Origin of the sequence: Aminobacter sp. BA135 (genome assembly GCF_050859125.1) — a bacterium.
Taxonomy (GTDB): Bacteria; Pseudomonadota; Alphaproteobacteria; order Rhizobiales; family Rhizobiaceae; genus Aminobacter; species Aminobacter ciceronei.
The window spans coordinates 4,377,316-4,401,813 of sequence record NZ_CP139572.1 but is presented as its reverse complement, the minus strand read 5'-3'; the positions used below and the strand labels follow the sequence as shown (position 1 = coordinate 4,401,813).

Annotated in this window: 20 protein-coding genes; 9 read left to right on the top strand and 11 right to left on the bottom strand. The window is 61.3% G+C overall.

Annotation, left to right across the window (positions count from 1 at the left end; all coding sequences use genetic code 11):
• Window positions 1-83: 83 nt before the first annotated feature.
• The 4 genes from SLT36_RS21460 to SLT36_RS21445 all read left to right on the top strand — a co-directional run bounded on the left by SLT36_RS21460 (window position 84) and on the right by SLT36_RS21445 (window position 7,140).
• Window positions 84-1,352 (top strand): MFS transporter, encoded by a 1,269-nt coding sequence (locus SLT36_RS21460; RefSeq protein WP_432284338.1) that lies wholly within the window; start codon window positions 84-86, stop codon window positions 1,350-1,352.
• 149 nt (window positions 1,353-1,501) lie between these two features.
• Window positions 1,502-3,379 carry an ABC-F family ATP-binding cassette domain-containing protein gene (locus SLT36_RS21455; protein ID WP_432284337.1) on the top strand — a complete coding sequence of 626 codons (1,878 nt, stop codon included), beginning with the start codon at window positions 1,502-1,504 and terminating at the stop codon, window positions 3,377-3,379.
• A 206-nt stretch (window positions 3,380-3,585) separates the two neighbouring features.
• The gene (locus SLT36_RS21450; RefSeq protein WP_432284336.1) at window positions 3,586-5,691 is read left to right on the top strand and encodes a molybdopterin-containing oxidoreductase family protein; all 2,106 of its coding nucleotides are present in this window, start codon (window positions 3,586-3,588) and stop codon (window positions 5,689-5,691) included.
• A 522-nt stretch (window positions 5,692-6,213) separates the two neighbouring features.
• Complete coding sequence (locus SLT36_RS21445; RefSeq protein ID WP_432284335.1) at window positions 6,214-7,140, top strand: alpha/beta hydrolase; 927 nt, start codon at window positions 6,214-6,216, stop codon at window positions 7,138-7,140.
• A gap of 291 nt (window positions 7,141-7,431) precedes the next feature.
• Here SLT36_RS21445 and SLT36_RS21440 read toward each other — a convergent pair whose 3' ends face one another.
• The 3 genes from SLT36_RS21440 to SLT36_RS21430 form a co-directional block, all read right to left on the bottom strand.
• On the bottom strand, window positions 7,432-7,755 hold the full coding sequence (locus tag SLT36_RS21440) for a YciI family protein (RefSeq protein ID WP_432284334.1): 324 nt from the start codon (window positions 7,753-7,755) through the stop codon (window positions 7,432-7,434).
• Window positions 7,756-8,005: 250 nt separating this feature from the next.
• Window positions 8,006-8,419 (bottom strand): hypothetical protein, encoded by a 414-nt coding sequence (locus SLT36_RS21435; RefSeq protein ID WP_432284333.1) that lies wholly within the window; start codon window positions 8,417-8,419, stop codon window positions 8,006-8,008.
• A 451-nt stretch (window positions 8,420-8,870) separates the two neighbouring features.
• Window positions 8,871-9,728: a LysR substrate-binding domain-containing protein gene (locus SLT36_RS21430; protein WP_432284332.1), complete on the bottom strand. Its 858-nt coding sequence runs from the start codon at window positions 9,726-9,728 to the stop codon at window positions 8,871-8,873.
• 251 nt (window positions 9,729-9,979) lie between these two features.
• On the opposite strand from SLT36_RS21430, the gene SLT36_RS21425 reads away from it, so the two are divergent.
• The 3 genes from SLT36_RS21425 (at window position 9,980) to SLT36_RS21415 (ending at window position 13,400) form a co-directional block, all read left to right on the top strand.
• Window positions 9,980-10,864: a zinc-binding dehydrogenase gene (locus SLT36_RS21425; RefSeq protein ID WP_432284331.1), complete on the top strand. Its 885-nt coding sequence runs from the start codon at window positions 9,980-9,982 to the stop codon at window positions 10,862-10,864.
• A complete protein-coding gene (locus SLT36_RS21420; protein WP_432284330.1) occupies window positions 10,857-11,654 on the top strand; it encodes a 2-keto-4-pentenoate hydratase in 798 nt (265 codons plus the stop codon). The genes SLT36_RS21425 and SLT36_RS21420 overlap by 8 nt, the downstream gene beginning before the upstream one ends.
• A 102-nt stretch (window positions 11,655-11,756) precedes the next feature.
• On the top strand, window positions 11,757-13,400 hold the full coding sequence (locus SLT36_RS21415; RefSeq protein WP_432284329.1) for an ABC transporter substrate-binding protein: 1,644 nt from the start codon (window positions 11,757-11,759) through the stop codon (window positions 13,398-13,400).
• Between the two features lie 255 nt (window positions 13,401-13,655).
• On the opposite strand, the gene SLT36_RS21410 is transcribed toward SLT36_RS21415, so the two are convergent.
• The 8 genes from SLT36_RS21410 to SLT36_RS21375 form a co-directional block, all read right to left on the bottom strand.
• The gene (locus SLT36_RS21410) at window positions 13,656-14,639 is read right to left on the bottom strand and encodes an ABC transporter substrate-binding protein (protein WP_432284328.1); all 984 of its coding nucleotides are present in this window, start codon (window positions 14,637-14,639) and stop codon (window positions 13,656-13,658) included.
• A gap of 39 nt (window positions 14,640-14,678) precedes the next feature.
• Entirely contained in the window at window positions 14,679-15,251 is a 573-nt protein-coding gene (gene gfa / locus SLT36_RS21405) for an S-(hydroxymethyl)glutathione synthase (protein WP_432284327.1), read from the bottom strand.
• 160 nt (window positions 15,252-15,411) lie between these two features.
• The gene (locus tag SLT36_RS21400) at window positions 15,412-16,539 is read right to left on the bottom strand and encodes an S-(hydroxymethyl)glutathione dehydrogenase/class III alcohol dehydrogenase (protein WP_432284326.1); all 1,128 of its coding nucleotides are present in this window, start codon (window positions 16,537-16,539) and stop codon (window positions 15,412-15,414) included.
• 16 nt (window positions 16,540-16,555) lie between these two features.
• Window positions 16,556-17,524: a PDR/VanB family oxidoreductase gene (locus SLT36_RS21395; protein WP_432284325.1), complete on the bottom strand. Its 969-nt coding sequence runs from the start codon at window positions 17,522-17,524 to the stop codon at window positions 16,556-16,558.
• A 125-nt stretch (window positions 17,525-17,649) separates the two neighbouring features.
• Entirely contained in the window at window positions 17,650-18,606 is a 957-nt protein-coding gene (locus SLT36_RS21390) for a LysR family transcriptional regulator (protein WP_432288428.1), read from the bottom strand.
• Window positions 18,607-18,673: 67 nt separating this feature from the next.
• Window positions 18,674-19,780 (bottom strand): Rieske 2Fe-2S domain-containing protein, encoded by a 1,107-nt coding sequence (locus SLT36_RS21385; RefSeq protein WP_432284324.1) that lies wholly within the window; start codon window positions 19,778-19,780, stop codon window positions 18,674-18,676.
• Window positions 19,781-19,990: 210 nt separating this feature from the next.
• Window positions 19,991-20,329, bottom strand: a complete 339-nt coding sequence (locus tag SLT36_RS21380; protein ID WP_432284323.1) for a hypothetical protein — start codon at window positions 20,327-20,329, stop codon at window positions 19,991-19,993.
• 287 nt (window positions 20,330-20,616) lie between these two features.
• Complete coding sequence (locus SLT36_RS21375) at window positions 20,617-21,339, bottom strand: glutathione S-transferase family protein (RefSeq protein ID WP_432284322.1); 723 nt, start codon at window positions 21,337-21,339, stop codon at window positions 20,617-20,619.
• Window positions 21,340-21,436: 97 nt separating this feature from the next.
• On the opposite strand from SLT36_RS21375, the gene SLT36_RS21370 reads away from it, so the two are divergent.
• Together SLT36_RS21370 and SLT36_RS21365 are read left to right on the top strand one after the other, a co-directional pair.
• Window positions 21,437-22,333: a LysR substrate-binding domain-containing protein gene (locus SLT36_RS21370; RefSeq protein ID WP_432284320.1), complete on the top strand. Its 897-nt coding sequence runs from the start codon at window positions 21,437-21,439 to the stop codon at window positions 22,331-22,333.
• A gap of 495 nt (window positions 22,334-22,828) precedes the next feature.
• Window positions 22,829-24,463 (top strand): AAA family ATPase, encoded by a 1,635-nt coding sequence (locus tag SLT36_RS21365; protein WP_432284319.1) that lies wholly within the window; start codon window positions 22,829-22,831, stop codon window positions 24,461-24,463.
• Window positions 24,464-24,498 lie beyond the last annotated feature (35 nt).

Here is a 24,498-nt window from a genome sequence, read left to right as displayed (position 1 = left end):
ACGTCATCTCGGCCAGACGAAGCATCTGCGACCGCGCCCGGCCAGCCGGCCTGACGTCGCTTTCTCTGTATCGGGATAAAAACGTGCGTCCATTCGGCGACAAGACCGGCCAGGCCATCGTGCTGTTGCTCATTGCCGGTTCCGGCATGGTGGCGATCGCCAGGGGCATGAGCCTGACCTTCCTGGCCATCCGCCTGCAGGGCGATTTCGGCCTGAGCCCAGCCTGGATCGGCGTGCTGATCGGCACCGGGCCGTTGCTCGGCGCTGCCATAAGCCCGTTTGCCGGCACCATTTCGGACCGCATCGGCCGGCGCGTGGTGCTGGTGACAGCTCTTCTGTTTGCCGGGCTCGGGCTTGTCGGCCTCGGTCTCGCGCAATCGGTCGCGGCCTTTGCGCTGGCCCATATCGTCTCGTCGGTGTCGGCTGCGGTCTATGAGCCGGTGTCGCGGGCGCTGATGAGCGATGCGGCGCCCGAGAAGCTGCGGCTCAGGATGTTTTCCTGGCGCTACCTCGTCATCAATGCCGGCTGGGCCGTCGGGCCGATGATCGGCCTGGCCATCGGCGCCAATTCGCCCTTGCCCTTCGTCATTGCCGGCATGGTGCATTTCGTCTTTGCCGCGGCGATCTTCGCCGTCGTGCCGGCGGCACTGGCCGACCGCAGCGGACAGGCCGCGCCGCAGCAGGCGCCCGGGCTGCGCCGGCTCAGTGCCGCTTTGCGCGACCGCCGGCTGCTGTTTTATGTCGGCGGCGGCACGCTTTTGATGGCGGTCTACGGCCAGTGGTCGGTGACCTTGTCGCAATATCTGACCACCAATGTCGCCGACGGCATGAAGATCTTCGCCTGGCTGGTGACGACCAACGCCGCCGTGGTGGTGCTGGCCACAGCGCCGGCGCGTATGGTGATCGAGAAGATCGGACCGCTGCGGGCGATGGTGCTCGGCTGCCTGCTGTTTTTGGGCGGCGAGCTCGGTTTTGCCGTCTCCACCAATGCCGCCATGCTGATCGGCTTCATGGTGCTGTTCACCATCGGCGAGGTGCTTGTCGTGCCGGCCGAATATGTGCTTGTCGACAGGATCTCCAATGACGGCAATCGCGGCGCCTATTTCGGCGCGCATTCGCTGAGTTCGGTCGGCAATTTCATTGGCCCGCTGTTTGGCGGGCTGGCGCTGGGCGCCTTTGGCGGGCAGGGCATGTTCATGCTGTTTGCCATGCTGGCCGCCGGAAGTGCCGTGCTGTTTGCCATCGGCCACGCCGCGCCGCCGCCCGCCACGTCAGACGGCGCGGCGATCGATGCGACAGGCGAGATGCCAGGCGAAGCGCTGCAGCGCAGCCTGAGGCCGGCCTTCGCCTGATCGCCGGGCGACGGCCCTTTCCATCATGCGTCGGTGCTCCGGCATGATCCCCTGGGGTGACCGGTTCCAGGAAAAGATCATGCTGCAACAGCAAGCTGGAGCGGCGCGCTCTTGCCATATCGGCAACTCTCGGCCAAAACCGCCACGCCATGCTCATCATCAATGACCTTTCCCTCCGCATTGCCGGACGCCTTCTCCTCGACCACGCGTCGCTGACCTTGCCTGCCGGCACCAAGGCCGGCCTTGTCGGCCGCAACGGCACCGGCAAGACCACGCTGTTCAAGGCGATAACAGGCGACTTCAGCTCGGAAACCGGCAGCATCAGCCTGCCCAAGAACACCCGCATCGGCCAGGTCGCGCAGGAAGCGCCCGGCACCGAGGAGCCGCTGATCGACATCGTGCTCAAGGCCGATGTCGAGCGCTCGGCACTTCTCGCCGAGGAAAAGACCGCCACCGACCCGCACCGCATCGCCGAGATCCACATCCGCCTTGCCGACATCGACGCCCATTCGGCGGAGTCCCGCGCCGCCACCATCCTTGCCGGCCTCGGCTTCGACGACGAGGCGCAGAAGCGCCCGGCCTCGTCATTCTCGGGCGGCTGGCGCATGCGCGTGGCGCTCGCCGCCGTGCTGTTTTCCGAACCCGATCTTTTGCTGCTCGACGAGCCGACCAACTATCTCGATCTCGAAGGCACGTTGTGGCTCGAGAACTATGTCTCGAAATATCCGCACACGGTGCTCCTGATCAGCCACGACCGCGACCTGCTCAACCGCGCCGTCAATTCGATCGTCCATCTCGACCAGAAGAAGATGACCTTCTGGCGCGGCGGCTACGACCAGTTCGAGCGCCAGATCGCAGAGCAGCGCGAGCTGCAGGAAAAGGGCCGCGTCAAGCAGGAGGCGGCGCGCAAGCACCTGCAGTCCTTCGTCGACCGCTTCCGGGCCAAGGCCTCGAAGGCGCGCCAGGCGCAGTCGCGCATCAAGGCGCTGGAGAAGATGAAGCCGATCGCAGCACTGATCGAAGACAATGTGCGCCCGTTCAGCTTCCCCGAGCCGGTCAAGACCGTGGCCTCGCCGATCGTTGCCCTCGACAAGGTCAATGTCGGCTACCAGGCCGACAAGCCGATCCTCAAGAAGATGACCTTGCGCATCGACGCCGACGACCGCATCGCCCTGCTCGGCGCCAACGGCAACGGCAAGTCGACCTTCGCCAAGCTTCTGGCCGGCCGGCTCAAGGCCGAGACCGGCTCGGTGACGGTCGCGCCGGGGCTCAAGGTGGCGATCTTCGCCCAGCACCAGCTCGACGATCTCAGGCCCGAGGAAAATGCTTATGAGCATGTCCGCCGGCTGATGCCGGAGGCGCCGGAATCGAAGGTCAGGGCGCGTGTCGCCCAGTTCGGCCTGCCGACCGAAAAGATGAACACCGCCGCCAAGGACCTGTCCGGTGGCGAAAAGGCGCGGCTTCTGATGGGCCTGTCGGCCTTTGACGGGCCGAACCTGTTCATCCTCGACGAGCCGACCAACCACCTCGACATCGACAGCCGCGAGGCGCTGATCATGGCGCTCAACGAGTTTCCCGGCGCCGTCATCCTGATTTCCCACGACCGCCACCTGCTGGAAGCCACGGCCGACCGGCTGTGGCTGGTCAAGGACGGCTCGGTCAACCCTTATGACGGCGACCTCGAGGACTACAAGACGCTGGTGACGGGCGTGTCGGGCGACCGGCGCAAGGAGCGCGAGGCCGACAAGGCATCGAAGGCCGACAAGCGCCGCGAGGCCGCCGCACGGCGCGCCGCACTCGAGCCGCTGGCCAAGGAAATCCGCGCCACCGAGGCGCTGATGGACCGCATCCGCAAGCGCATCGACGGCATCGAGGACCAGCTCGCCGATCCCAAGCTCTATGAAAAGGACCCGACGACGGCGACGCAGCTGGCCAAGGAACGCTCGCAGCTGTCGGCCCAGCTCGAAACCAACGAAGAGAAGTGGCTGACCATGTCGGCCGAATATGAAGAAGGCGTCGCGGAGTAGGGCATCTTACCCTCCCGCTTTTGCGAAGGGTCGGACCGAAGTCCGGGGTGGGAGGGGCGGACCGAAGCTCCGGGTGGGGGGTGGCCGAGATCACCCCATCCCGCCTTACTCGCCTTGCTTGCCCGCTCGACCCACAAGGGGGAGGGTCATGCAGCGGTCCGCAATTGGCCCTACACCGCAAGCCGACATCAGGGTAAAACGGCGCCATGAACCAGCACGCCAAGATCAGGATCGGCCATTCGGCCTGCCCGCATGACTGCCCCTCGACCTGCGCGCTCGAAGTCGAGCTGCTCGACGACAAGCGCATCGGGCGTGTGCATGGCGCCAAGTCCAACAGCTATACCGCAGGCGTCATCTGCGCCAAGGTCGCCCGTTATGCCGACCGCGTCCACCATCCCGACCGGCTGCTGAAGCCGCTGGTCCGCGCCGGCACCAAGGGTGACGGCACCTGGAAGGAAGCGAGCTGGGAAGCCGCTCTCGATCTCGTCGCGGAAAAATTCATCGCCGCCGAGGCAATATATGGCTCGGAGACGGTCTGGCCCTATTTCTACGCCGGCACGATGGGGCTGGTGCAGCGCGACGGCATCGAAAGGCTGCGCCACGCCAAGAAATATTCCGGCTTCTTCGGCTCGATCTGCACCAATCTCGCCTGGACCGGTTATGTCATGGGCACAGGTGCGCTGCGCGGCAGCGATCCGCGCGAGATCGGCAAGTCGGACTGCGTCGTCATCTGGGGCACCAATGCTGTCGTCACCCAGGTCAATGTGATGACCCATGCGATCAAGGCGCGCAAGGAACGCGGCGCCAGGATCGTCGTCATCGACATCTACGAGACGGCGACGCTGAAGCAGGCCGACATGGGGCTGGTGCTGAAGCCCGGCACCGACGCGGCCCTTGCCTGCGCCGTCATGCATGTGCTGTTCCGCGACGGGTTTGCCGACCGCGCCTATCTCGAAAAATACACCGACGACCCCAGGGGCCTGGAAGCGCATCTCGCCGACAAGACGCCGGAATGGGCGGCCGCCATAACAGGTCTTACGGTCGAGGAGATCGAGGCCTTCGCCCGGCTCGTCGGCACCACCAAGAAGACCTTCTTCCGCCTGGGCTACGGTTTTTCGCGCCAGCGCAACGGCTCGGTCAACATGCATGCGGCGCTGTCGATCCCGGCGGTGACGGGGGCCTGGCAATATGAAGGCGGCGGCGCCTTCCACTCCAATTCGGGCATCTTCAAGCTCAATGGCGAGCTGCTCGAAGGCACCAAATTCCGCGATCCCAACATCCGTTATCTCGACCATTCGCGCATCGGCCCGGTGCTGACCAATGCCGAGGACGCGCTCTATGGCGGCCCGCCTGTGACCGCACTTTTGATCCAGAACACCAATCCGGCCAATGTCGCGCCCGAGCAGCGGCTGGTGGTCAAGGGTCTTCTGCGCGACGACCTGTTCACCTGCGTGCACGAGCAGTTCATGACCGACACGGCCAAGCTTGCCGACGTCGTCCTGCCGGCAACGATGTTCCTCGAGCATGACGACATCTACAAGGGCGGCGGCAACCAGCACATCACGCTGGGCCCGAAGCTGATCGACCCGCCCGAGGGCCCGCGCACCAACCACTATGTCATCGAGGAACTGGCCAGGCGGCTCGGCGTGTCCGACATGCCGGGCTTCGGCCTGACCGAACGCCAGCACATCGACGTCATGCTGGAAAAGAAGGGCCTCGGCAATTTCGACAGCTTCAAGGACCAGAAATGGGCCGACATGCAGCCGAAGTTCGAGGATGCGCATTTCCTCAACGGCTTCGGCCATGCCGACGGCAAGTTCCGCTTCAGGCCTGAGTGGAACGGTGGTGCCGCCCCCAACAAGCCGCCGCGCAGCATGGGCATCTTCGGCCCGGTCGCGCAGCTGCCCGAATTCCCCGACCATGTCGACCTGATCGAGGTGGCCGATGCCGCCCATCCGTTCCGCCTGGCGACGTCGCCGGCGCGCAATTTCCTCAACTCGACCTTCGCCGAAACGCCGGTGTCGCGCGAGAAGGAAGGGCGGCCGGAACTGTTGATCCATTCCGAGGACGCGGCAGAACTTGGGCTTTCGACCGGCGACCGCGTCGAGATCGGCAACATGCGCGGCGAGGTCGTGCTGCATGCCCGCCTGTTCGACAAGATCAAGCGCGGCGTCGTCATCGCCGAAGGCATCTGGCCGAACTCCGACCATGAGCGCGGCGAAGGCATCAACGTGCTGACCGGCGCCGACGCGCCGGCGCCTTACGGCGGTGCTGCCGTGCACGACAACAAGGTCTGGGTGAGGGCGGCGTAGGCTCTTGAAGCCATAGCCGCATCAAGGCCGGTTGCGCGATGGCGCGGAAGCTGGCTGCTCGCTGGTTGGGGAACAGACGCGATGTCACCCCGCCGGAGTCGGTCAGATACACCGGCTCATGCCGCTGCTTGACCGACATGGAGAAAGCGTCTGGCAGAACGCGTCATCTTTCGCTGACGCTTTGCAGTTTACCCGTCGAGACATCGGTAACCGACCGACGCGTCATGAAAGCGGCCATTCTGCAGCCGACCGATTGCGTCCGTTCGATGACAGGAGACGAAGACGACCACAGGAGACCATGCAGGTCCCTGTCATCTTGAATCATATCCGTCGCAAGTTTCGGGAATTTTGCGACAGATTACGAACAGCTTACAGCTTGGCCGGCTGAAAGCCGAAACCACCAATCTCAGCCCTCACCTTTGGTTAAGTACGAATCCATTCGATAAAATTTTAGTCTTAATGCCGCGCGTCTACGCCATTAGTGGTCGACACCATGGAAATCCCTACGCGCGGAGACTTCACATGCGACGCTGTTTTCTGAATGCCCTGCTGATAGCTGTCATCGCCGGCTTCAGCGTCCCTGGTGGTCCGACGCTCACATACGCCCAGTCGACTCCAAAAGCTCAGTTGGGAGAGGGGCGCGCATACGAGATCATCGATAGCGAAGTCTGGGATGTGCCCGATCCGGTTTCCGGTCGCACCTACCAGGTCTTCGTCGCCTTGCCGCCGTCCTATGCGAAGGAACCACAGCGGCGCTACCCCGTGCTTTACGTCACCGATGCTGACTACGCTTTCCCGATCATCCGGCAGATCGGCCGCCGCCTGAACGTCGAAGGGCCCCGGATCGAGGAATTCATTCTTGTCGGTTTGTCTTATGGAAAAGGTGAGGATGGCAAGGTCAGCCGTCAGCGCGACTACACCCCTACGTCGAACGGTCCAAGGAGCGCACCAGCTGGTGCGATCCATGGGCAGGGACGGGCCTATCAGCGATATCTGGGTGATCAGGTGAAACCATTTGTCGCCGCCCGCTATCGGACCGATCCCGCCAGATCGCTCTTCCTTGGCCACTCCTACGGTGCTTTGCTTGGCGCACAGATACTGTTCACCGAACCTGGCCTGTTTAGCGGCTATATCCTCGGTAGCCCCTCTCTCTGGTACGACAAGCGCCACACCTTGAAGCTCGAAACGGCTTACGCCACGCAGAACAAGGACCTGCCGGCGAAGGTCTATCTTTATGTCGGCGCCTATGAGGCGCAGCGCAAAGGCGACCGGCGCTACAACCAGACGGTAGATATGGTCGCCGACAACCGGGCTTTGGAAGCAGCGTTGCAGAGCCGAAAGTATCCGAACCTGCAATTGAAGTCGGCGGTCTTGGACGACGAGGATCACCTTACCGTCGCGCCGCGTGGCTTCACGCAGGGCTTACAGTACCTTCTGACAGTGCGCTGACAGATCGCATCGAAAACAGGCACGAAGCTGTCGCACACTTCCTGGGTTTTGCGGGCACACCAGTCGCGCTGGATTTTCCGTGGAATTTCCGTCGCAAGGGCCAGGTGCAAAAGTCGGTCCTGCGCGACCGGCCTTTGCGATGCCGAATGGCCGCTTCATCAGGCTGGAAGCGGTTGGGCCGCTTTCCACCCCGCACCGGTCAGCTCCAATATCCCGGCAGCGCCAGATAGCTGCGGCGGCGGCCGAGGCGGGCGCGCATGTCCTCTGCGTCGGCTCTTGGAGCCGGTTTGCCTACTCCAACGGCCACACTTCGACGACGCCATGCGCAACGGCACAGGGAACGCCTGATATCTTCTTTACCGCTTCCGCCATATCCGCAGCCTCGATGATGGCGAATCCGGCAACCGGCAAGGCCGACGACATGAATGGGCCATCCCGCGTCTCCGGACCCGCCGCTTCGGGATTGCGCACCTGCACGGGTTTGCCGGCCGTTCCGATCAATGCGCCCTCCGCGCGCAGCATTGCATCCTGCGCGTGGGCGGCGTCGCGGACGGGTTGGGATGTCCTGTCATAACCGGCCTGGTCGCCATATCCGATGGTGAGGAATTTAGGCATTCTGCAGCCTCCTTTCAGGTCCTGGGTGATGTCGCGCGGTCTCTTGTCGCCTTCATCGGCCGCCTGCAACCGTGCCGACACTGACGGGCCGCGATCGGGGCCGAAATCTCGTTGCCCAACTCAGCCATGAAGGCCTCCGGCAAAGCCGGCCTGCCTTTTACGCACGCCGCTGAGAGGACGTCGGTCCCCAAACATCACGTCGCGCAAGACGGTCATGTCGGAGCGACGCAGGGCATTTGCGTTGCCAGGTTTATCGACAGAGCGACGGTCCAAACCGGCTCGCCGATCCAGTTGCACTTTGCAACTGGATTGGGTTTACGCTTTCCGATTGCATATTGCAAGCAGAGCGATGCAGGCTGGCCAACAAGCCTCCAGCTGTGGCGTGCCTAGACAGAGCTACCTTGAACGAGGGGCTGCGCAACACCTTCGTGATCGCGCAATGTTCTTCGGCGCCATAACCCGCGTCCACCGCGCGCTGGAAAACCGAGGCCGCGAAGTTTGGTAAATCGGCGCCGATCCCCAGATCGTCGGAGACGTCGACGAGACGCGCGATATCTGCCCGCACGGAAGCGATCGTGCTTTCAGGCGCGCTGAAGCTGTTTGTGGCGATCACCCGGGCCATGCGACGCATGTCGTCTGCGAAGAGGGGGGCCGAGCCCGCCATCAACTCTCCGAACTGAGCCGGATCGAGCCCTTCGGCCTCACAGATGACGCGGCTGCGCGGGAGGATCGAATGTACGAGCCGCTGTGCCCAAGCAGGAAAGCCTGTAGGCGTTGGTCAAGTTCTGCTTGCCGGTTCCGCGCGGTCTCGCATTCCCAGATGACCAGCAAGTCCCAACCAAGATCCCGAAGGGCTGCCTCGTTGGCTTGATCCCGCGCGACGTTGCCTTCTGGCTTCGGCAGCCAGAATTCCTGCCTGGTCTTCGGCAGCCATGATGAAGCGGCCACAGACGGGGTAGATAAGGTCGGCTGGACGATCGGAGGCACGCGGTTCCGAGCGCTGGCGGTCGCGGTACGTCGGCTTCCAGGCGAAGGCAATATTTGTTTGAACGCCCGGCTTCAAGGGCGCGAAGCTGCCGTTCGCGGATTTCAGTCAGCCTCGGTTGGAAATAGCGTCAGTGGGCAAGATTGTCGGTCAGGAAAGAGAGGAGAGGCTGGACAATGCGCGCTTCGCTCTTTTCCTCACCAATGACCACGATCTCGGTCATCGGAAGTACAGGCCACTGATCCGAAGGGCGGATAACCTGCATTCCGTCCTGAACGAATGATCGCCCCAGCACGGTCACTCCGAAACCGCCGGCGACGGCTGCGCGCGCGCCTGCCAGGCTGTTGGTCGTGCAGGCCACAAACCAATCGCGGCGAACCGAATCGAGCGCCTTGATGGCCAAGCCGCGGTAGGTGCACGGGGCCGGCAAGAGAACCAGCGGTACCGGTTCGCCTGGATCGCGATCATATAGCTTGGACGAGATCCACATCAACGGCTCACGCCAGATGACCCTGCCTCGCTGCGCACGCCCATCCTTTTTGGCGATGACGATATCCAGCCGATCCTCGTCATAGGCCGCCAGGAGGTTGCAACTGAGGCCAGTCATCAGTTCGAGCCTAACTGCTGGACACAGGCTGGCAAATTTCGACAACAAGGCGGGCAGATGGTGCGGTACGAAATCTTCCGAAATGCCGATACGCAGCCGTTCGACCTCAGCGGAATCGACGAGCGTACGAACTGCCAGATCGTTGAACTCGAGCATACGCCTTGCCGCTGAGAGAAGGCGTTCCCCTTCGCCCGTGAGGATAAGGGAACGGCTGGTCCTCCTGAAAAGCGGACGTCCCAGCAGATCCTCCAGTCGGATGATCTTTTGGCTGACGGCGGACTGCGAACGCCCGACGACATCAGCTGCAGCAGTAAAGCTGCCTGTTTCGGCGACCGTCGTGAATGCCCGGAGAAGATCGATCTCCAGATCGGGATATCTCATTGCGGCCCCTGTCTGTCGTCCAAGCGTCACCATAAACTAGAAGCGTTCCAGATCGATAGCATTAGATTTATGCGTTTCCTCTCATGCGGCGCTGACGGCAAACTCCCAAGAAGACGAAACCGTGTTGGGAGTTGTGGATGCGTGCAATGGTCTTGAGGGCGTACGGAGGCCCTGAGAACTTCAGCCTTGGCAAGCTTGAGGCACCTCGGCCCGCCCCAGGAGAGGTGCTGGTGCGCGTGCAGGCAGCGTCCGTGAACCCGGTCGACGTCCGTATCCGGAACGGTCTTCCCATCGGACCTGCTCTGCCGGCGGTGCTGGGCGCCGACCTTGCTGGCACCGTGGAAGCCATAGGCGAAGGTGTGACCGAACTGATGCCCGGCGATCAGGTCTATGGCTGTGCCGGCGGCGTGAAAGGCCTCGGTGGAACGTTCGCTGAGTATGTCGCCGCTGATGCTCGCCTGCTTGCGCCGAAGCCAAAAACCCTTTCCATGGGCGAAGCAGCAGCGCTGCCCTTGGTGTCGATTACCGCGTGGAACTGTATGGCGCGTGCCGACGTTTGCGCTGCCGACCATATTCTGGTGCACGGCGGCTGCGGCGGTGTGGGCCATATCGCCATCCAGTTGGCAAAAGCACGTGGTGCACGTGTTGCAGCGACCGTCTCTTCAACTGAAAAGGCAGCGCTCGCCCGCGAACTCGGCGCAGACGACACCATCCTCTATCCATGTGAATCTGTAGAGGACTATGTCCAGAGGCTGACTGCGGGGCAAGGATTCGATGTCGTCGTCGATACGGTCGGCGGCAGCAGCCTTGACCATTCGTTGCGGGCCGCTGCACCGCTCGGCCGCGTTGTCGCGACCGCCGCGCGAAGCACCCACGACCTGTCGCCGATGCATGCCAAGGCTCTGTCCCTGCACGTCGTGTTCATGCTGATCCCCATGCTTTCAGGCATCGGCAGGGAGGAGCATGGCCGGATCCTCCGCCAACTGGCGACCCTGGTCGAAGACGGGAAGGTTCGTCCCCTGATCGATCCCGAACGCTTTCCTCTGGACAGGCTGCCCGATGCCTTTCGCCGTCTGGAAAGTGGTCAGGCCCTCGGCAAGGTCGTTGTTGAAGTAACTGGACATTTCGATGCTTGAAACACCCGTACCCTCGCAACGCCTCGATATGCACAAGGTCGCAGAAGCAATCCTGAGTGCTGAACGCAATGCCAAAAGCATGCCGCCGCTCAGCGGTGAACGTCCAGATCTCACACTCGATGAAGCATATGGCATCCAGAAGCTGCTGAACGACATGCGCCTGAAGCAGGGGCTCCGTTTCGCTGGACACAAAATCGGTTTGACTTGGCGCTCAACCCAGATCGCGTGCGGTCTGACCGATCCGATCCGAGGAAGGATCCTCGGCAATTCCGTCTTTGACAGCGGCGCAAGGATTCCAGCCGCGCGCTTCGTGAAGCCGCACATCGAAATGGAACTTGCCTTCATCATGGGGCGCGACCTCGATCGGCCAGGCGCAACGATCGATGAGGCGTTGCAGGCTACCGAACACGTCGTCCCGGCGCTGGAGGTTGTCGACCATCGAATGGCTCCGCCGCGAATTGTCGCTGACACGGTTGCCGACAATTCGGCCTTCGCCGCCGTCGTGCTTTCTGAACGGCGCTTCCGGCCAGAGAACGTCGATATCAGTTGGGTCGGCGCCACCCTGTCGCGCAACGGCATCGTGGAAGAAGCAGGTGTCTCAGCAATCGGAATGGGCCATCCGGCCGCCTGTGTCGCCTGGCTGGCAAACGCGCTTGTCGAGGCCGGAGAGCGCCTTCGCAAAGGCGACATCGTCATGTCCGGAGCCTTCGCAAGAGCGATAGCCGTAGCCGACGGCGACCATATCGAGGCGGATTTTGGTCCATACGGAAACGTCAAGGCATCGTTCTAAAGCAAGCCGCAGCCTTCGGTTCAAGCGGCCAAATCAATAGCCACCACAGTCACCAGCCACCACGATTTCCTGGTGCCGACATTCCTCGGGAGGAGCATGTTAATGAGCAACCGCAATCACGATGAGAAGCCGATACCTGCGGCGGTCATGCAGATGGCGCGAATGGCCAAGGCCGGCCGAATGGACCGGCGTGAGTTTCTGACCATCGCAAGCACGATGGGGCTGAGCGCTGCGACCGCCTATGCACTTGCGGGCGTCGCGATGCCCGTCCCCGCGATGGCGGCTGCACCGCAAAAAGGCGGCGTGCTCAGGGTTGCGATGCCCGTCAAGGAACTGAAGGACCCGCGTACGTTCGACTGGGGCGAGATGGGCAATCTCGGCCGGCAATTTCTCGAGCCCTTTGTCAAATATACCGCCAACTACACGTTCGAGCCCATGCTTCTCGAAAGCTGGGACGTCAACGAAGATGCAACCGAATACGTTCTGCATCTGCGCAAGGGCGTGAAATGGAACAACGGAGATGATTTCACGGCTATCGATGCGATATTCAACATCAACCGCTGGTGCGATAAGAAAACGCCGGGCAATTCCATGGCAGGCCGCATGGCCGCACTGGTCGACCCCGCAACCGGCAAGGCGCGTGGCGGCGCCATCGCGAAGCTCGACGATCATACGGTCAAGCTGTCATTGTCGAAATCGGACATCTCGTTGATTGCAAATTTCGCCGATTTCCCCGCACTCATCGTTCACCGGAGTTACGAGGAAACAGGTTCCGATCTGGTACAACATCCTATCGGGACCGGGCCGTTTGAGCTTGTTTCCTTTGATACATCCGTGCGCGCGGTCTACAAACGCCGGGACGGCTGGTGGGGCGGCGAAACCTACCTCGATGGCGTCGAGTTCATCGACTATGGCACCGATCCCAATGCACTCGCCAGTGCATTCGAGGCAGGCGAGGTCGACGCCAATTTCGAAACCACCGGCGATCAGATTCAGGTGCTGGATTCGATGGGCCTCGCACGCAGCGAAGCGCAGACTGCGGCAACCGCCGTTGCCAGGTTCAATGTGACAAACAAACCGTACGGCGATCAGCGCGTGCGCAACGCCATGCAACTTGCCGTCGACAACGCTGCGGTCCTCGAACTTGGCTACAGCGGCCGCGGAAATGTCGCTGAAAACCACCATGTCTGCCCAATCCATCCCGAGTACTTCCCCTTGCCGAAGCTCGAGCGGAATCGCGAAAAGGCGGCGGCCCTTATGAAGGAAGCCGGCATGATGGATTTTGAACATGACCTGATCAGCAGCGACGACGACTGGCACCGAGGGACTGCCGACGCGATCGCGGGTCAGCTGCGGGAAGCGGGCTTCAAGGTCAAACGTACCGTGCTGCCTAGCTCCACGTTCTGGAACGACTGGACGAAATATCCATTCTCCTTGACCGGATGGACGATGCGTCCGCTGGGTGTCCAGATTCTGGCGCTCGCTTATCGGAGCGGCGAAGCCTGGAACGAAACCGGATTTGCCAGCGACGAGTTCGATACGAAGCTCAACGAGGCGCTCTCGATCGCCGATGTCGAGAAACGCCGCAGCGCCATGGAGGACATCGAAAAAATCCTCCAAGGGTCAGGCGTCATCATCCAACCCTACTGGCGCAAGGTGTTTGCCCACTTCGTCCCAAAGGTCAAAGACCATCACGCTCATCCGCTTCTCCAGATTCAGCTCGAAAAAGTGTGGCTCGAATCCTGAAGCCGCGACAGGCACACCGAGCGGATGGGACGGGGTCCTACCACCACAAGCACCTGGAGGACCGCTGGCGATGTCCGTTTTTGGCAAACGGCAGCGGTGCCTCAATGGCAGCTACAGGGCGCAAAGCGGACAGGCCGGTTTGCGAACGGAACGTTTGGTTGCCGATTTCGGCCGGCGCCGTGGTCATGTCCGACGCCCCGACACACTTGCCGAGACAAATGCCCCGCCGGCTTTCACCGGCGGGGGCAGGGCTCTTCAGCGGTCTTGCAGCAACGCGTTCGTATAGTACTGCGAAGGCTCTTTCCGGGTTGCGCCTTCCTCGGTCGACATCACCAGGTCCTGGGCATCCGATATCACCTTCTCTTCGATCCAGCCGTTGATATGGCCTTCGGGCGCCTGAAGACTGAGCGATGTGGCAACGACCGATTGTCGGATCAGCTCTTCGGATGGAGCAGCACTCCACGCCGATCGCAACGCGCTGGCCGCAGACGCTGGGTCTTTGCGCATGAGGTCGATGGCCTCGCTCGTGGCGGAGAAGAACCGCGTCAAGCTGTCCTGGTTTTTGGCCAGGCCGTCGTCGCTGACCACGGCCGCCAGACCCGGCACCGACAATCCATATTTGGGAAGGTCCAGAACCGCGAACTTGATCCCGCTGCGCTCTTCGATGAGCGGAAGGTCGACATTGGTGTAGACCGTGATCATGTCGATCTTGTTCTGGAGGAACTGCGGCACCTTGATCTGCGGGTCGATCTGAACCTTCGAGATCTTGCTGCAGTCTATGCCGTTCTTTTTGCACAGGACATCGAGATAGGCCGTCGCGGTATCTCCGGTCGATACTGCGAGGGATCTGCCCTCCATCTGCTTCGGCTCGGTGACGGGGCGGTCAGGATGAGAAATGAACGCGAACGGGGTTTTCGGCTGATAGAGTGCTGCGATCTTGACCGGCATGCCTTTCTGGATCGCCGATATGGCAAAAATTGCCGGCACGATGACAACGTCCTCGTTGCCCTGCACCAGCGACCCGAGTGCTGCCTGGGCGCCGGCGCCTTCTCCCAGTTCGACATCGACCTTGTGGGATGAATAAATCCCCTTGTCCCTGCCCAGATAGAAAAAGGCATATTCGCCCTTCAGCTTCCAACTGAAGCGCACTTTGACGGCGTCGTTCGCCCAGGCCTGGCTCGACGTCACCGCTGCTGCGACGGCTACCAGCGCGATGGCTATTGTGTTGGCTATGCGCATTGATGTTCCTCCCGTTTTTTTGTTCGAAGACGTGTGCGGCTAGCGCGCTGCTGTCGCTGTCCGCTTGGCCACCCAACTGGCGACATAGTCCATCAGGCCGGGCGACAGGCAGTCATAGGGCTCGAGCCCGAGTTCTCTCAGCCGGCCGCGCACGCCGTCCATTTCGGACGGATCGACACCCGCCTCGATGATCGACGAGACGAAGGCGGCAAAACCCGGCTCGGCCCAGCCCGCTTCCTGGAAGCGCTCGGGGTGGATGAAATCGAGGCCCTTGAAGGCATGGTCGCGCTCGACCGGGCCATACATGTGCACGCCGCAGGCCTTGCAGGCATGGCGCTGGATCAGTGCCGACGGATCGACCACGGCGAGCTTGTCGCCATTTTCCAGCACCGTCACGTTCTCATGCGCGGTGACCGCCACGACCGAAAACCTGGCGCCTTCCGGCTTCCAGCATTTGGTGCAGCCGCAGGCGTGGTTGTGGGCAACCTGGCCCTTGATCGCCACCTTGACCGGCCTGTCGGCGCAGGCGCAGACCAGCGTGCCGCCGCTGAAGGTCGCACTGCCGGGTTTGACCCCGCCGTCGAGCGCCGGATGTATCGAAACTGAAGCCATGTCGTTCCTCCCTGTTGATGACAATTCGCGATGCGCACCCCCTGGCACAGGGGACGCTCTGGAGAGTTTCCGCTTTTCCTCGAAACGCGGAATCTCTCTATCTCTTTGTTTTTGAGCAATTCCGGACGGAAACCCGCTGCACAGTTTCCCTGGAATTGCTCTAGTAGACGACCACGCTTCTGATGCTTTCGCCTGCATGCATCAGGTCAAAACCCTTGTTGATGTCTTCGAGCTTGAGCGTATGGGTGATCATCGGGTCGATCTGGATCTTGCCCTCCATGTACCAGTCGACGATCTTCGGAACGTCGGTGCGGCCGCGTGCGCCGCCAAAGGCGGTGCCCTTCCAGCTCCGGCCGGTGACCAGCTGGAACGGCCGCGTCGAGATCTCCTGGCCGGCGCCGGCGACACCGATGACGATCGACTCGCCCCAGCCGCGATGGCTGGCTTCCAGCGCCTGGCGCATCACCTTGACGTTGCCGGTGCAGTCGAAGGTGTAGTCGGCGCCGCCGATCTGGTCGGCACCACGCTTGGTCATGTTGACGAGATAAGGAACGATGTCGCCCTCGACCTCCTTCGGATTGACGAAATGCGTCATGCCGAACTTCTCGCCCCAGGCCTTGCGCTCATTGTTGATGTCGACACCGATGATCATGTCGGCGCCGGCAAGCCTGAGGCCCTGCAGCACGTTGAGGCCGATGCCGCCGAGGCCGAAGACGATGGCCGTCGAGCCGATCTCGACCTTGGCGGTGTTGATCACCGCGCCGATGCCGGTGGTGACCCCGCAGCCGATGTAGCAGATCTTGTCGAAGGGGGCGTCGGGGTTGACCTTGGCGAGCGCGATCTCGGGCAGCACGGTGAAGTTCGAGAAGGTCGAGCAGCCCATGTAGTGGAAAATCTTGTCCTTGCCGATCGAGAAGCGGCTGGAGCCATCAGGCATCAAGCCTTGCCCTTGCGTCGCACGGATCGCGGTGCAGAGGTTGGTCTTGCGGCTGAGGCAGGACGGGCAGGAGCGGCATTCGGGCGTGTAGAGCGGAATGACGTGATCGCCCTTCTTGAGCGAGGTGACACCCTTGCCGACATCGACGACGACGCCTGCACCTTCATGGCCAAGAATGGCCGGGAAGATGCCTTCGGGATCGGCGCCCGACAGCGTGAACTCGTCGGTGTGGCAGATGCCGGTCGCCTTGATCTCGACCAGCACCTCGCCCTCGCGCGGACCCTCGAGGTCCACCTCCATGATCTCGAGCGGCTTTCCGGCTCCTACGGCAACGGCGGCGCGGGTTTTCATGCAAATCTCCAGCTTGTCAGATATCGAGAACCAGTTGTCTGGATCGAGCGCGCGAGCAACAGATCGCAATCCGGCTGCCGCTGATCTTTTCCAGCTGGGTCTGGAACGTATCGCGGTGGTCGACCTCGCCGCTGATCACCCGCGTCAGGCAGGTGCCGCAAATTCCCTGCTCGCAGGACAGGAGCGGGCGCAAGCCGGCCTCCTCGAGCGTTTCGGCGATGGATTTGTCGTGCCTGACGCGCAGAACCTTGCCGCTGCGCGCCGCAACGACTTCAAATTCGTCTTCGCCGTGAACGACGGCGGCACCGAAACTTTCGGTGTGGATACGCTCCGGTCGAACCCCCATGCGCTGCGCGGCCGAGGTCACGAAGTCCATGAAACCGCGTGGTCCGCAAACATACACAGCCGTCGTCGGTGTGGCCGATGAGAACGCGTCTTCGGGATTGAACCTTTGGTCAGGTCCGGCGTCGTCGAGATGCAAATGCAGGTTCGAACCGAACGGGCTCGAGGCGATCTCGTCCAGGAAGGCGGCTCTTTCGATCGAGCGCGCGCAAAGATGAAGTGAAAAATCGATGCCCTTCGCAGCCAGCCTGTAGGCCATGCTCAGGATTGGCGTGATCCCTATGCCTCCGGCAACCAGGACCACCCGGGTGTCGTCGTCGGCCAGCTGAAAATTGTTTCTGGGAACGCCGATCTGGATGATGTCGCCGGCCTTGAAGCAATCATGGATGGCCCTGGAGCCGCCACGCGACTGCGCTTCTTTCTGAATGGCGAGGCGGTAACAGGAACTGTCGGCAGGATCATTGGAAATGGAGTATTGCCGCACAAGACCGTCGCCGACGACCACATCGACATGCGCTCCTGCCGTGAACGGTAGAAACGCGTTGCCGGTAGCGGGTGCAATTTCCAGGCAGACGATATCTCTGGCGATGACCGTCCTGCTGCGGATCAGGGCAGGAAAACGCCCCGTTTTCTCGATTGTCATCAGAACTGTTCCAAACCTGAGTACTCCCGGCAGCGATGGGTTCGCTCGACAGGAAAACAGTAGGCTTGGCCCGGGGAATGCGGAAATTGGGATTCTGGAGGTCACATATCGACACGGTCGATAGATCAGTGCTGCGCTGCGTATCGTTCCGTCGCAACCCTGACGATCTGGTCGCGCAGCCATTGCAGGCCGGGGTCGCGGTCATGCGAACGGCGCCACTGCAGCACGTCGGTCATCACAGGCAATTCGAAAGGCACGTTCACGGTTCTGATCGGAAGGTAGGAAGATGCGCGCGCCGCAAGATCTCTCGGGACAAGGGCAATGAAATCCGTCCCGACCAGCGCATCGGGCAGCAATGTGAAACTTGGTGCGGTAATCCCGGGCTGCGGAGCGCGGCCAAACTGCTTGATGAACCAGGATTCGATGAATGTCGTTCGTTCGCTGAAAGCCTGGGCATGTCGGGCTTCAAGAAACGCGTCGAGTGTTATCGACGTTCCGACATGTCTGTTGTCCTGCCAGACGATGCACGCATAGGAATTCGGCGGCAGGGGCTCGAAATGGCAGTCTTCGAGCATGAACCGGTCCGGCACGATCAACAGGTCGATGTCGGTCTTGAAGAAGCGGGTACTTGGTCCGCTGTAGAACATGTTCACGGATGGAGCGTTGTCGCGGAGGGCGGAAATGATGTCGAGGATCAATGTCGCCCAGACATAATCAGAGCATGCAATGGTGAACTGCCGGTCTGACGTCGACGGGTCGAACGCACTTCTCATCGACAGCAGGCGCTCGGTGTCGGACAATATCGCGCGCAAAGGCACGACAAGCTCTTCGGCAAGCGGCGTCAGCGTCATCTGGCGACCCGTCCTGACCACCAGCTCGTCTTCGAAATGTTCACGCAGCCGCGAGAGAATGCCGCTGGTTGCCGACTGGCTCAGGCAAAGTCGTTCCGAGGCGCGGGTGATGTTCTGATGTGTCAGGATCGCATCGAGCGCGACCAGCAGGTTCATATCCAGGTGTCTGAAACGCAAGGTCTGCCCCAGGGAAGCCGAAACAGGTGGCAGCATAACGTATCCCCCGGACATGGACCACAAACGGCAAGCGGCACCGGCAACAATGCCATGGTGCCGCCGTCGTCTGGAAAAAGGCGTTTCAGTTCGCCAGCTCGGCCTTCAGCCCTGCCTCGATGACGCGTCTCGCGCGCACGGCAGGCCCGTCGGTTTGCAGCAGGACCGGGTTGAGCGACATAAGCTCGCTCGTCTCGATCATCCGCTGCTGTGCCTCGATGACGGGTTTGTCCTCGTCATCGAACACGGCAACGCCCACCCGAAGCAGTTCATCGCTGAGGGCTGCATCATCCTGCCTGAAATCGCGCGACATCGCCCAGAAATAGTGGGTGGTGGTGTCGGTTTCAGGGGTGAGCAGGTGCGACGTGGGGATCGACAGGCCTTCTTCCACGGGGCGACCGACACCTGTCATGCCGACATCGAGAAGAAGCAGCGACGGTGCGGACCATCGCATGTAGTTCCGGTGGTCGCCACGCTGGTCCTTCGGATAGCCAAGCATCTGGAAATACTTGTTGGGGTACTGATTGGGACGCGAGAAATGTGCCCAGACCTCATGGCCCGTCGGGTCTTTCTCAGGTTCGAAGCGTGGTGGGCCCTCGGCGTTGGCGAACATCGGGTGGATGTACTGGCCGTGACTGAGGTCGAGCAGATTGTCGGAAATGAGCTGATAGTTGGCCGCGACATGCAGGTAGCTGCTGACGGTCCGAAACCTGGGGTCGGTCAGCACACTGAAATCGGCGATGAGATCTGCGTCGGCGCTCTCGGGATCGCCGAGCCAGATCCATGCGATGCTGTGTTTCTCGACCACCTTGTAGGCTTTTACCCGTGCCGCCCGCGGGATCTTGCCGTCTCCGTGGGGATTGAGCGTGCAGGCCCCGGAGGCGTCGAAACACAGGCCATGGTAGGCACATTCGACAATATCTCCCTTCAGCTTGCCGAGGTGCAGGGGCACAAAACGATGCGGGCACCGGTCCTCGATGGCCGCGATCTCACCTGACTCGGTGCGATAGAAGACGATCTTTTCGTTGGCGATGGTTCGGGGGAAGAGGTCTCGCGTTATCTCGCTCGACCATGCCGCCGCGTACCAGATGTTCTTGATGTAAGCCATGGACTCCTCTCTGGCTCTGGTTGGTGGATAGGTCCGAGCAGGAGTCTCGCATCGTTCACCGGCTTCAAAAAATTGCGAATTCAAATGGGTACTATCGGCCCAGTCGCTGATTGCTCCGCGCCGACGTTTCTCGTCATCGCGCCGCTGCCTGGCGCCGTGCTTGGACGTCGCGCATCGCGACCAGCATGTCGATGCGGGTGGTCGGCAAGGCTGGTCGAGCCATTCCGCAGCCGACCCCCAGAGCGGGCCGTTGGCTGGCAACAGGCGGCGCGCTGAAGTTTGCTGCCGGCCCGGCTAACGGCCGCTATATGGTCGCGTGAAGGGCAGGCCGTTGAATGTGTGGGTGCAGCAGGAACATGAGGGTTCCATCTGCTCGACCGACAGCGCCGGATCGACTTTCGCAAGGCGATTGTCGTCGTCGACATACAGGCCGCTGTAATAGGAGTTTTCGCCCATCCGCACCGAAGGTTGCTTCTCCGCCCCGGTGCGGGCGACGAGCCAGAAGATCGGCGCCTCGTCATCCAGCCGTGACACGGCCTCGCTGTGCACCGCCGCCCAGTCCTTGCCGACGCGTGACAGCAGAAACCGGAACAACGGCGTGTAGTCCCGCCCACGCTGCTTTCCCTGATGCATGGAGCCTCGGCCCGCCAGACTTTCGTCACCCAGGCTCTCGTTGCCTAGGTTCTCTTGGCCCGAGCTCGTTTTGCGTCGTCGCGACGATCGATAGTCGCCACCAAAGTCGTGGCGGACATTGTGCGTGCGCGTGTTGACGCTGCGAAACAGTGGCTCTTTGCCTGGTGTTCGAGATCGGCTCATTGGCGGACTTGATCATATCGAACGCTGTCTTTCCACCCGAACGAAAAAGGGCCGCGCGCCATGACGGCGCGCAGCCCTTTGTCTTGACCGCTTGTTTTGACCGCTTAGGCGGCGAGGGCAGCCGTGTCGCGCAGCACGTCAGCGAGCGGCACCAGTCCTTTCATCGCGCCGCTGCCTTTGGCCGTGACGTCGCCGTCTTCGATCGCCACCGCGAAGCGGAAGGCCGGGTCGGCTTCGATGCGGTTGCGCAACGCCAGGATGCGCGGATAGTCGGCCGGGTTCACCGCCTTGTGGAAGTCGGTCCAGCGCGCCACGCCTGAAAACACCGCATCCGCCAACGTCGGCTTGTTGCCGAGCAGATAGTCGCTGTCGCCGATCATCGCCTCGAGCTGGGCGTGGCGGGTGGCAACGAAGTCGCGGCCAAACTTGCGCAGCGTCTCACGCTCCGCTTCGCTGGCGTCTTCGGCTTCCAGCGCCACCCAGAGCGGGCCGAAGGCGCCGGTGAAGGCGGTGTTCAGGAAGGCGATCATCTGGTGCATCCTGTCGGCCTCCGGCGTGCCTGGCACGAAGCTGATGCGGCGTTCGCTGTCGCGTGCTTCGAGCCACAAGGCGATTGCCATGGTCTCGGTCAGGACGCGGCCATCGTCTGTGATCAGCACGGGTGTTTCGACCCGGCCGTTGAAACGCTTGTAGGCCTCGGTGCGCATCTCGCCTAGCATGTCGACGCGGGTCAGCCGGTAGGGCTGGCCGAGCCATTCGAAGGCGGCGACGAGGCCGGCCGAGGAACCGAGCGGGAAGCCGGAGGTGAAGATCGGGGTGGTTGTCATGTGAGGTCTCCATTGTTGATGACCCCGATGTATCGGTGTGGACTTTGATCCTGTAGTCGGGCAATTTGAAACCAAATGTCCACAAATGTAGACTTTGATGCTGAACCTCAACGATCTCCATTTCTTCGCCCAGGCAGTCGACAATGGCGGTTTTGCCGCCGCCGCTCGGCGTCTCGGCTGCCCCAAATCGACTGTCAGCAAACGGGTCGCAGCCCTGGAAGTGTCGCTCGGCGCCCAGCTGATCCATCGCAGCTCGCGCAGCTTCACGCTGACCGACGTCGGTCGCGACTGTTATGACCATGCCCGTGCCGCCGTCATCGAGGCCGAGGCGGTGGAGACGGTTGTGTTGCAGCGGCTGGCCGAGCCGGCCGGCACCGTACGCATCACCACCTCGGTGCCCAACGCGCAGTTCCGGCTGGCGCCCCGGTTGCCGGTGCTGGCGCGTCGTTATCCCAAGCTTTTGATCCAGCTGCATGTCACCGACCGTTTCGTCGACCTGGTGCAGGACGGCTTCGACATCGCGCTGCGCAGCCATTTCGCGCCGCTGCCCGATTCCGACCTCGTGCAGAGACGGATGAGCGAGGACGCGATAACGCTTGTGGCGGCGCCCTCCTATCTCGCCGACCGCGGCCACCCCGAGACGCCGGAGGCGCTCGCCTCTCATGACGGGCTGATGAGCGGCATGACGGCAAAGAGCTGGCGGCTGCGAGATGCGCAAGGGCGCAGTGTCGAGGTGGCGCCGCGGCAGCGTTTCCATGCCGATGAGTCAGTGCCCTTGCTGATGGCGGCCGAAGCCGGCCTCGGCATCGTCTGCCTGCCCGAGCTGATCTCGGCCAGTTCAGTGGCGCAAGGCAGGCTGGTGCGGGTGTTGCCCGACTGGACGGCAGGCCGCGTGACCACGACGATCCTGACACCGCACAAGCGCGGGCAATTGCCGGCGGTGCGCGCGGTGATCGACTTTCTGCTCGAGAAGGATGTACAGCCGGCAAGCTAGGTGTGGCTGCAGCGGGCGTCGGAATGTGCGCAAGCACGCGCATGACGAGGCTGGCAGCCGTGAAGAAACAACCAGAAGGGCGCGCAAACCGCCACGGAAGTCCGAAACCCGGTGCGTGAGGCCATCTCGGCCAATGGAAACGGGCCAAGATCGGCCGAGGCCATGCGCCGTCATATGGCGTAGGCGGCGGATGCCGCAGAATATTCAGGAGCGTCTTGATCCGAGTAGCACCCTTGGCTCGGTCGTTTCCGAATCCAATGGGTTACTGCGCCGTGTTCCGAGAAGCCTAGGAGTTCCTGGAGAAGATGGACGAGCGGGAACAGAAGAAGTGCTGGAGAAGTGTGTTCAGCGTTATTGAGCATCGGCCGTGGCTTGGTCAGCTCAATTCCATCACAGATCGCGATATTCCGTATCGAGGACTATTCCACTAGTACAAACAAAGTGGCAAGGATTGATATCCTGTCCTCAAAAATAGCACCTAGGTAGTTTTGCACGATGACCGAAAATGCAAACTCTGGCGAAGCGGAATTCATATCGACAGTTAAGCTTTTCGACGGAACATCGCGAAAGCTGCCAATCACCACGTCCGCACCGCTCTTTGTGGTGGGGCCAAATGGCTCAGGTAAGTCCGGCTTGATGCTCTCCTTGTACCGGTTGAATCTTGAGAGTGCGGTGCGTATCGCGGCGCATCGGCAAACCTGGATGGAAACCAACGCGGTTCCATTTTCTCCCCAAGATAAAATCAATAACGAGCTAGGCGCCAAATCCTGGGATTCTCAGCCTTATGCGCGTTGGAGAGAAGTCAGCCCCGGAATGCGAAGTGGGTTGATTATTGCGAACCTCATTGAAGCGGATAACAACATCTCGCGTCAGATACGAGCGGCCCTAAGGTCAGGACAAAGCGTCGAAGCAACTCAGTTGGCGCAGGAGTTACCTCCCCTTGACACTATCAACGAAATGCTGGCCGCATCGGGAATACCAATTGTCATGACAATTGAGCCTGATAGTTCGATCGTAGCCAGCAAACGTGGAGGCACTCCTTATAGCATCGCAGCCTTATCTGACGGCGAAAGGGCGGCCCTTTTGATGGCAGGAAATGTGCTGACCGCCAAACCAGGCTCTTTGATTTTGGTAGACGAGCCGGAGCGGCATCTGCACACATCGATTGTCATACCATTGCTTCATCAGCTGTTCTCAAAACGCCCCGATTGCTCATTCGTCGTTTCTACACATGAGCTGTATCTGCCAGTTTCCTATCCTGATGCGAGAACTGTGTTGGTACGCGACGCTAAAACAGGAGGCGAGGACATAACAAGTTGGGACCTCGATGTTCTTGATCCTGGCGTGGATGTGGACGACGCGACCAAAGAGGCGATCCTTGGATCTCGCCGCAAGATGCTCTTCATCGAGGGAACGGCAGGCAGCTTGGACAAACCTCTTTATGAAATACTGTTCCCTGGAGTGTCTATATTTCCGCGATCGACTTGCGGAGACGTTGTACATGCCGTTAGCAGTGTTCGCGACGTTAGTGAAATTACATGGGTGCAGGCCTACGGAATCGTGGACCAGGACCAGCTTGGTGCCGAGCGAAAGTCCGAGCTCGAGGCACAGGGGATATTCGCTCTTTCTCTCTACTCAGTCGAGGCGCTCTACTACAACCCAGATGTGGTCGAAGCGATCGCTAGGCGTCAATCTGCTGTAATAGGCGGCAATGTTCATCGAATGGTGGAGGGAGCCTGGACCGATCTCCTAAACGCTGTGCAGGCAAATTCGGATCGTCTGGCTGCCCGGATGTCCGAACAAGCCGTGAAGGATGAAGTTAGCCGTGGGATGTTAGACTGGAAGAAGATCCAATCAGGGCGGAACGTGAGTATCGCAGTTGATGCGCAGGCACACTTTCAATCAGAAAAAGAACGCTTAGGTGGTTTGATAGCGTCCAAGGATGTGACCAAGATTGTTGCTCGCTATCCAATTCGAGAGACACAAGCTTTATCAGCAATTGTGAATGCTCTGCAGTTCAAAAGTCGCGGGCAGTACGAAGCTGCTGTTAGAAGACTGGTGATGGACGATGCTACCATCCGAAGCGCTTTATGTGCTCATTTTGGAGGGTTGCCGGCCACCTTGGCCTAACCGGCTTTATCGAAGCGGCCGGGCGGTCGCACCGC

What these genes read in the sequence shown, in the direction of transcription:
- SLT36_RS21365 (WP_432284319.1), top strand. Translation starts at nt 22,829, where the DNA reads ATGACCGAAAATGCAAACTCTGGCGAAGCGGAATTCATATCGACAGTT.
- SLT36_RS21400 (WP_432284326.1), bottom strand. Translation starts at nt 16,539, where the DNA reads ATGAAAACCCGCGCCGCCGTTGCCGTAGGAGCCGGAAAGCCGCTCGAG.
- SLT36_RS21430 (WP_432284332.1), bottom strand. Translation starts at nt 9,728, where the DNA reads ATGAGATATCCCGATCTGGAGATCGATCTTCTCCGGGCATTCACGACG.
- SLT36_RS21370 (WP_432284320.1), top strand. Translation starts at nt 21,437, where the DNA reads ATGCTGAACCTCAACGATCTCCATTTCTTCGCCCAGGCAGTCGACAAT.
- SLT36_RS21440 (WP_432284334.1), bottom strand. Translation starts at nt 7,755, where the DNA reads ATGCCTAAATTCCTCACCATCGGATATGGCGACCAGGCCGGTTATGAC.
- SLT36_RS21410 (WP_432284328.1), bottom strand. Translation starts at nt 14,639, where the DNA reads ATGCGCATAGCCAACACAATAGCCATCGCGCTGGTAGCCGTCGCAGCA.
- SLT36_RS21395 (WP_432284325.1), bottom strand. Translation starts at nt 17,524, where the DNA reads ATGACAATCGAGAAAACGGGGCGTTTTCCTGCCCTGATCCGCAGCAGG.
- SLT36_RS21445 (WP_432284335.1), top strand. Translation starts at nt 6,214, where the DNA reads ATGCGACGCTGTTTTCTGAATGCCCTGCTGATAGCTGTCATCGCCGGC.
- SLT36_RS21455 (WP_432284337.1), top strand. Translation starts at nt 1,502, where the DNA reads ATGCTCATCATCAATGACCTTTCCCTCCGCATTGCCGGACGCCTTCTC.
- SLT36_RS21375 (WP_432284322.1), bottom strand. Translation starts at nt 21,339, where the DNA reads ATGACAACCACCCCGATCTTCACCTCCGGCTTCCCGCTCGGTTCCTCG.
- SLT36_RS21420 (WP_432284330.1), top strand. Translation starts at nt 10,857, where the DNA reads ATGCTTGAAACACCCGTACCCTCGCAACGCCTCGATATGCACAAGGTC.
- gfa (WP_432284327.1), bottom strand. Translation starts at nt 15,251, where the DNA reads ATGGCTTCAGTTTCGATACATCCGGCGCTCGACGGCGGGGTCAAACCC.
- SLT36_RS21380 (WP_432284323.1), bottom strand. Translation starts at nt 20,329, where the DNA reads ATGCATCAGGGAAAGCAGCGTGGGCGGGACTACACGCCGTTGTTCCGG.
- SLT36_RS21390 (WP_432288428.1), bottom strand. Translation starts at nt 18,606, where the DNA reads ATGTCCGGGGGATACGTTATGCTGCCACCTGTTTCGGCTTCCCTGGGG.
- SLT36_RS21435 (WP_432284333.1), bottom strand. Translation starts at nt 8,419, where the DNA reads ATGGCGGGCTCGGCCCCCCTCTTCGCAGACGACATGCGTCGCATGGCC.
- SLT36_RS21450 (WP_432284336.1), top strand. Translation starts at nt 3,586, where the DNA reads ATGAACCAGCACGCCAAGATCAGGATCGGCCATTCGGCCTGCCCGCAT.
- SLT36_RS21415 (WP_432284329.1), top strand. Translation starts at nt 11,757, where the DNA reads ATGAGCAACCGCAATCACGATGAGAAGCCGATACCTGCGGCGGTCATG.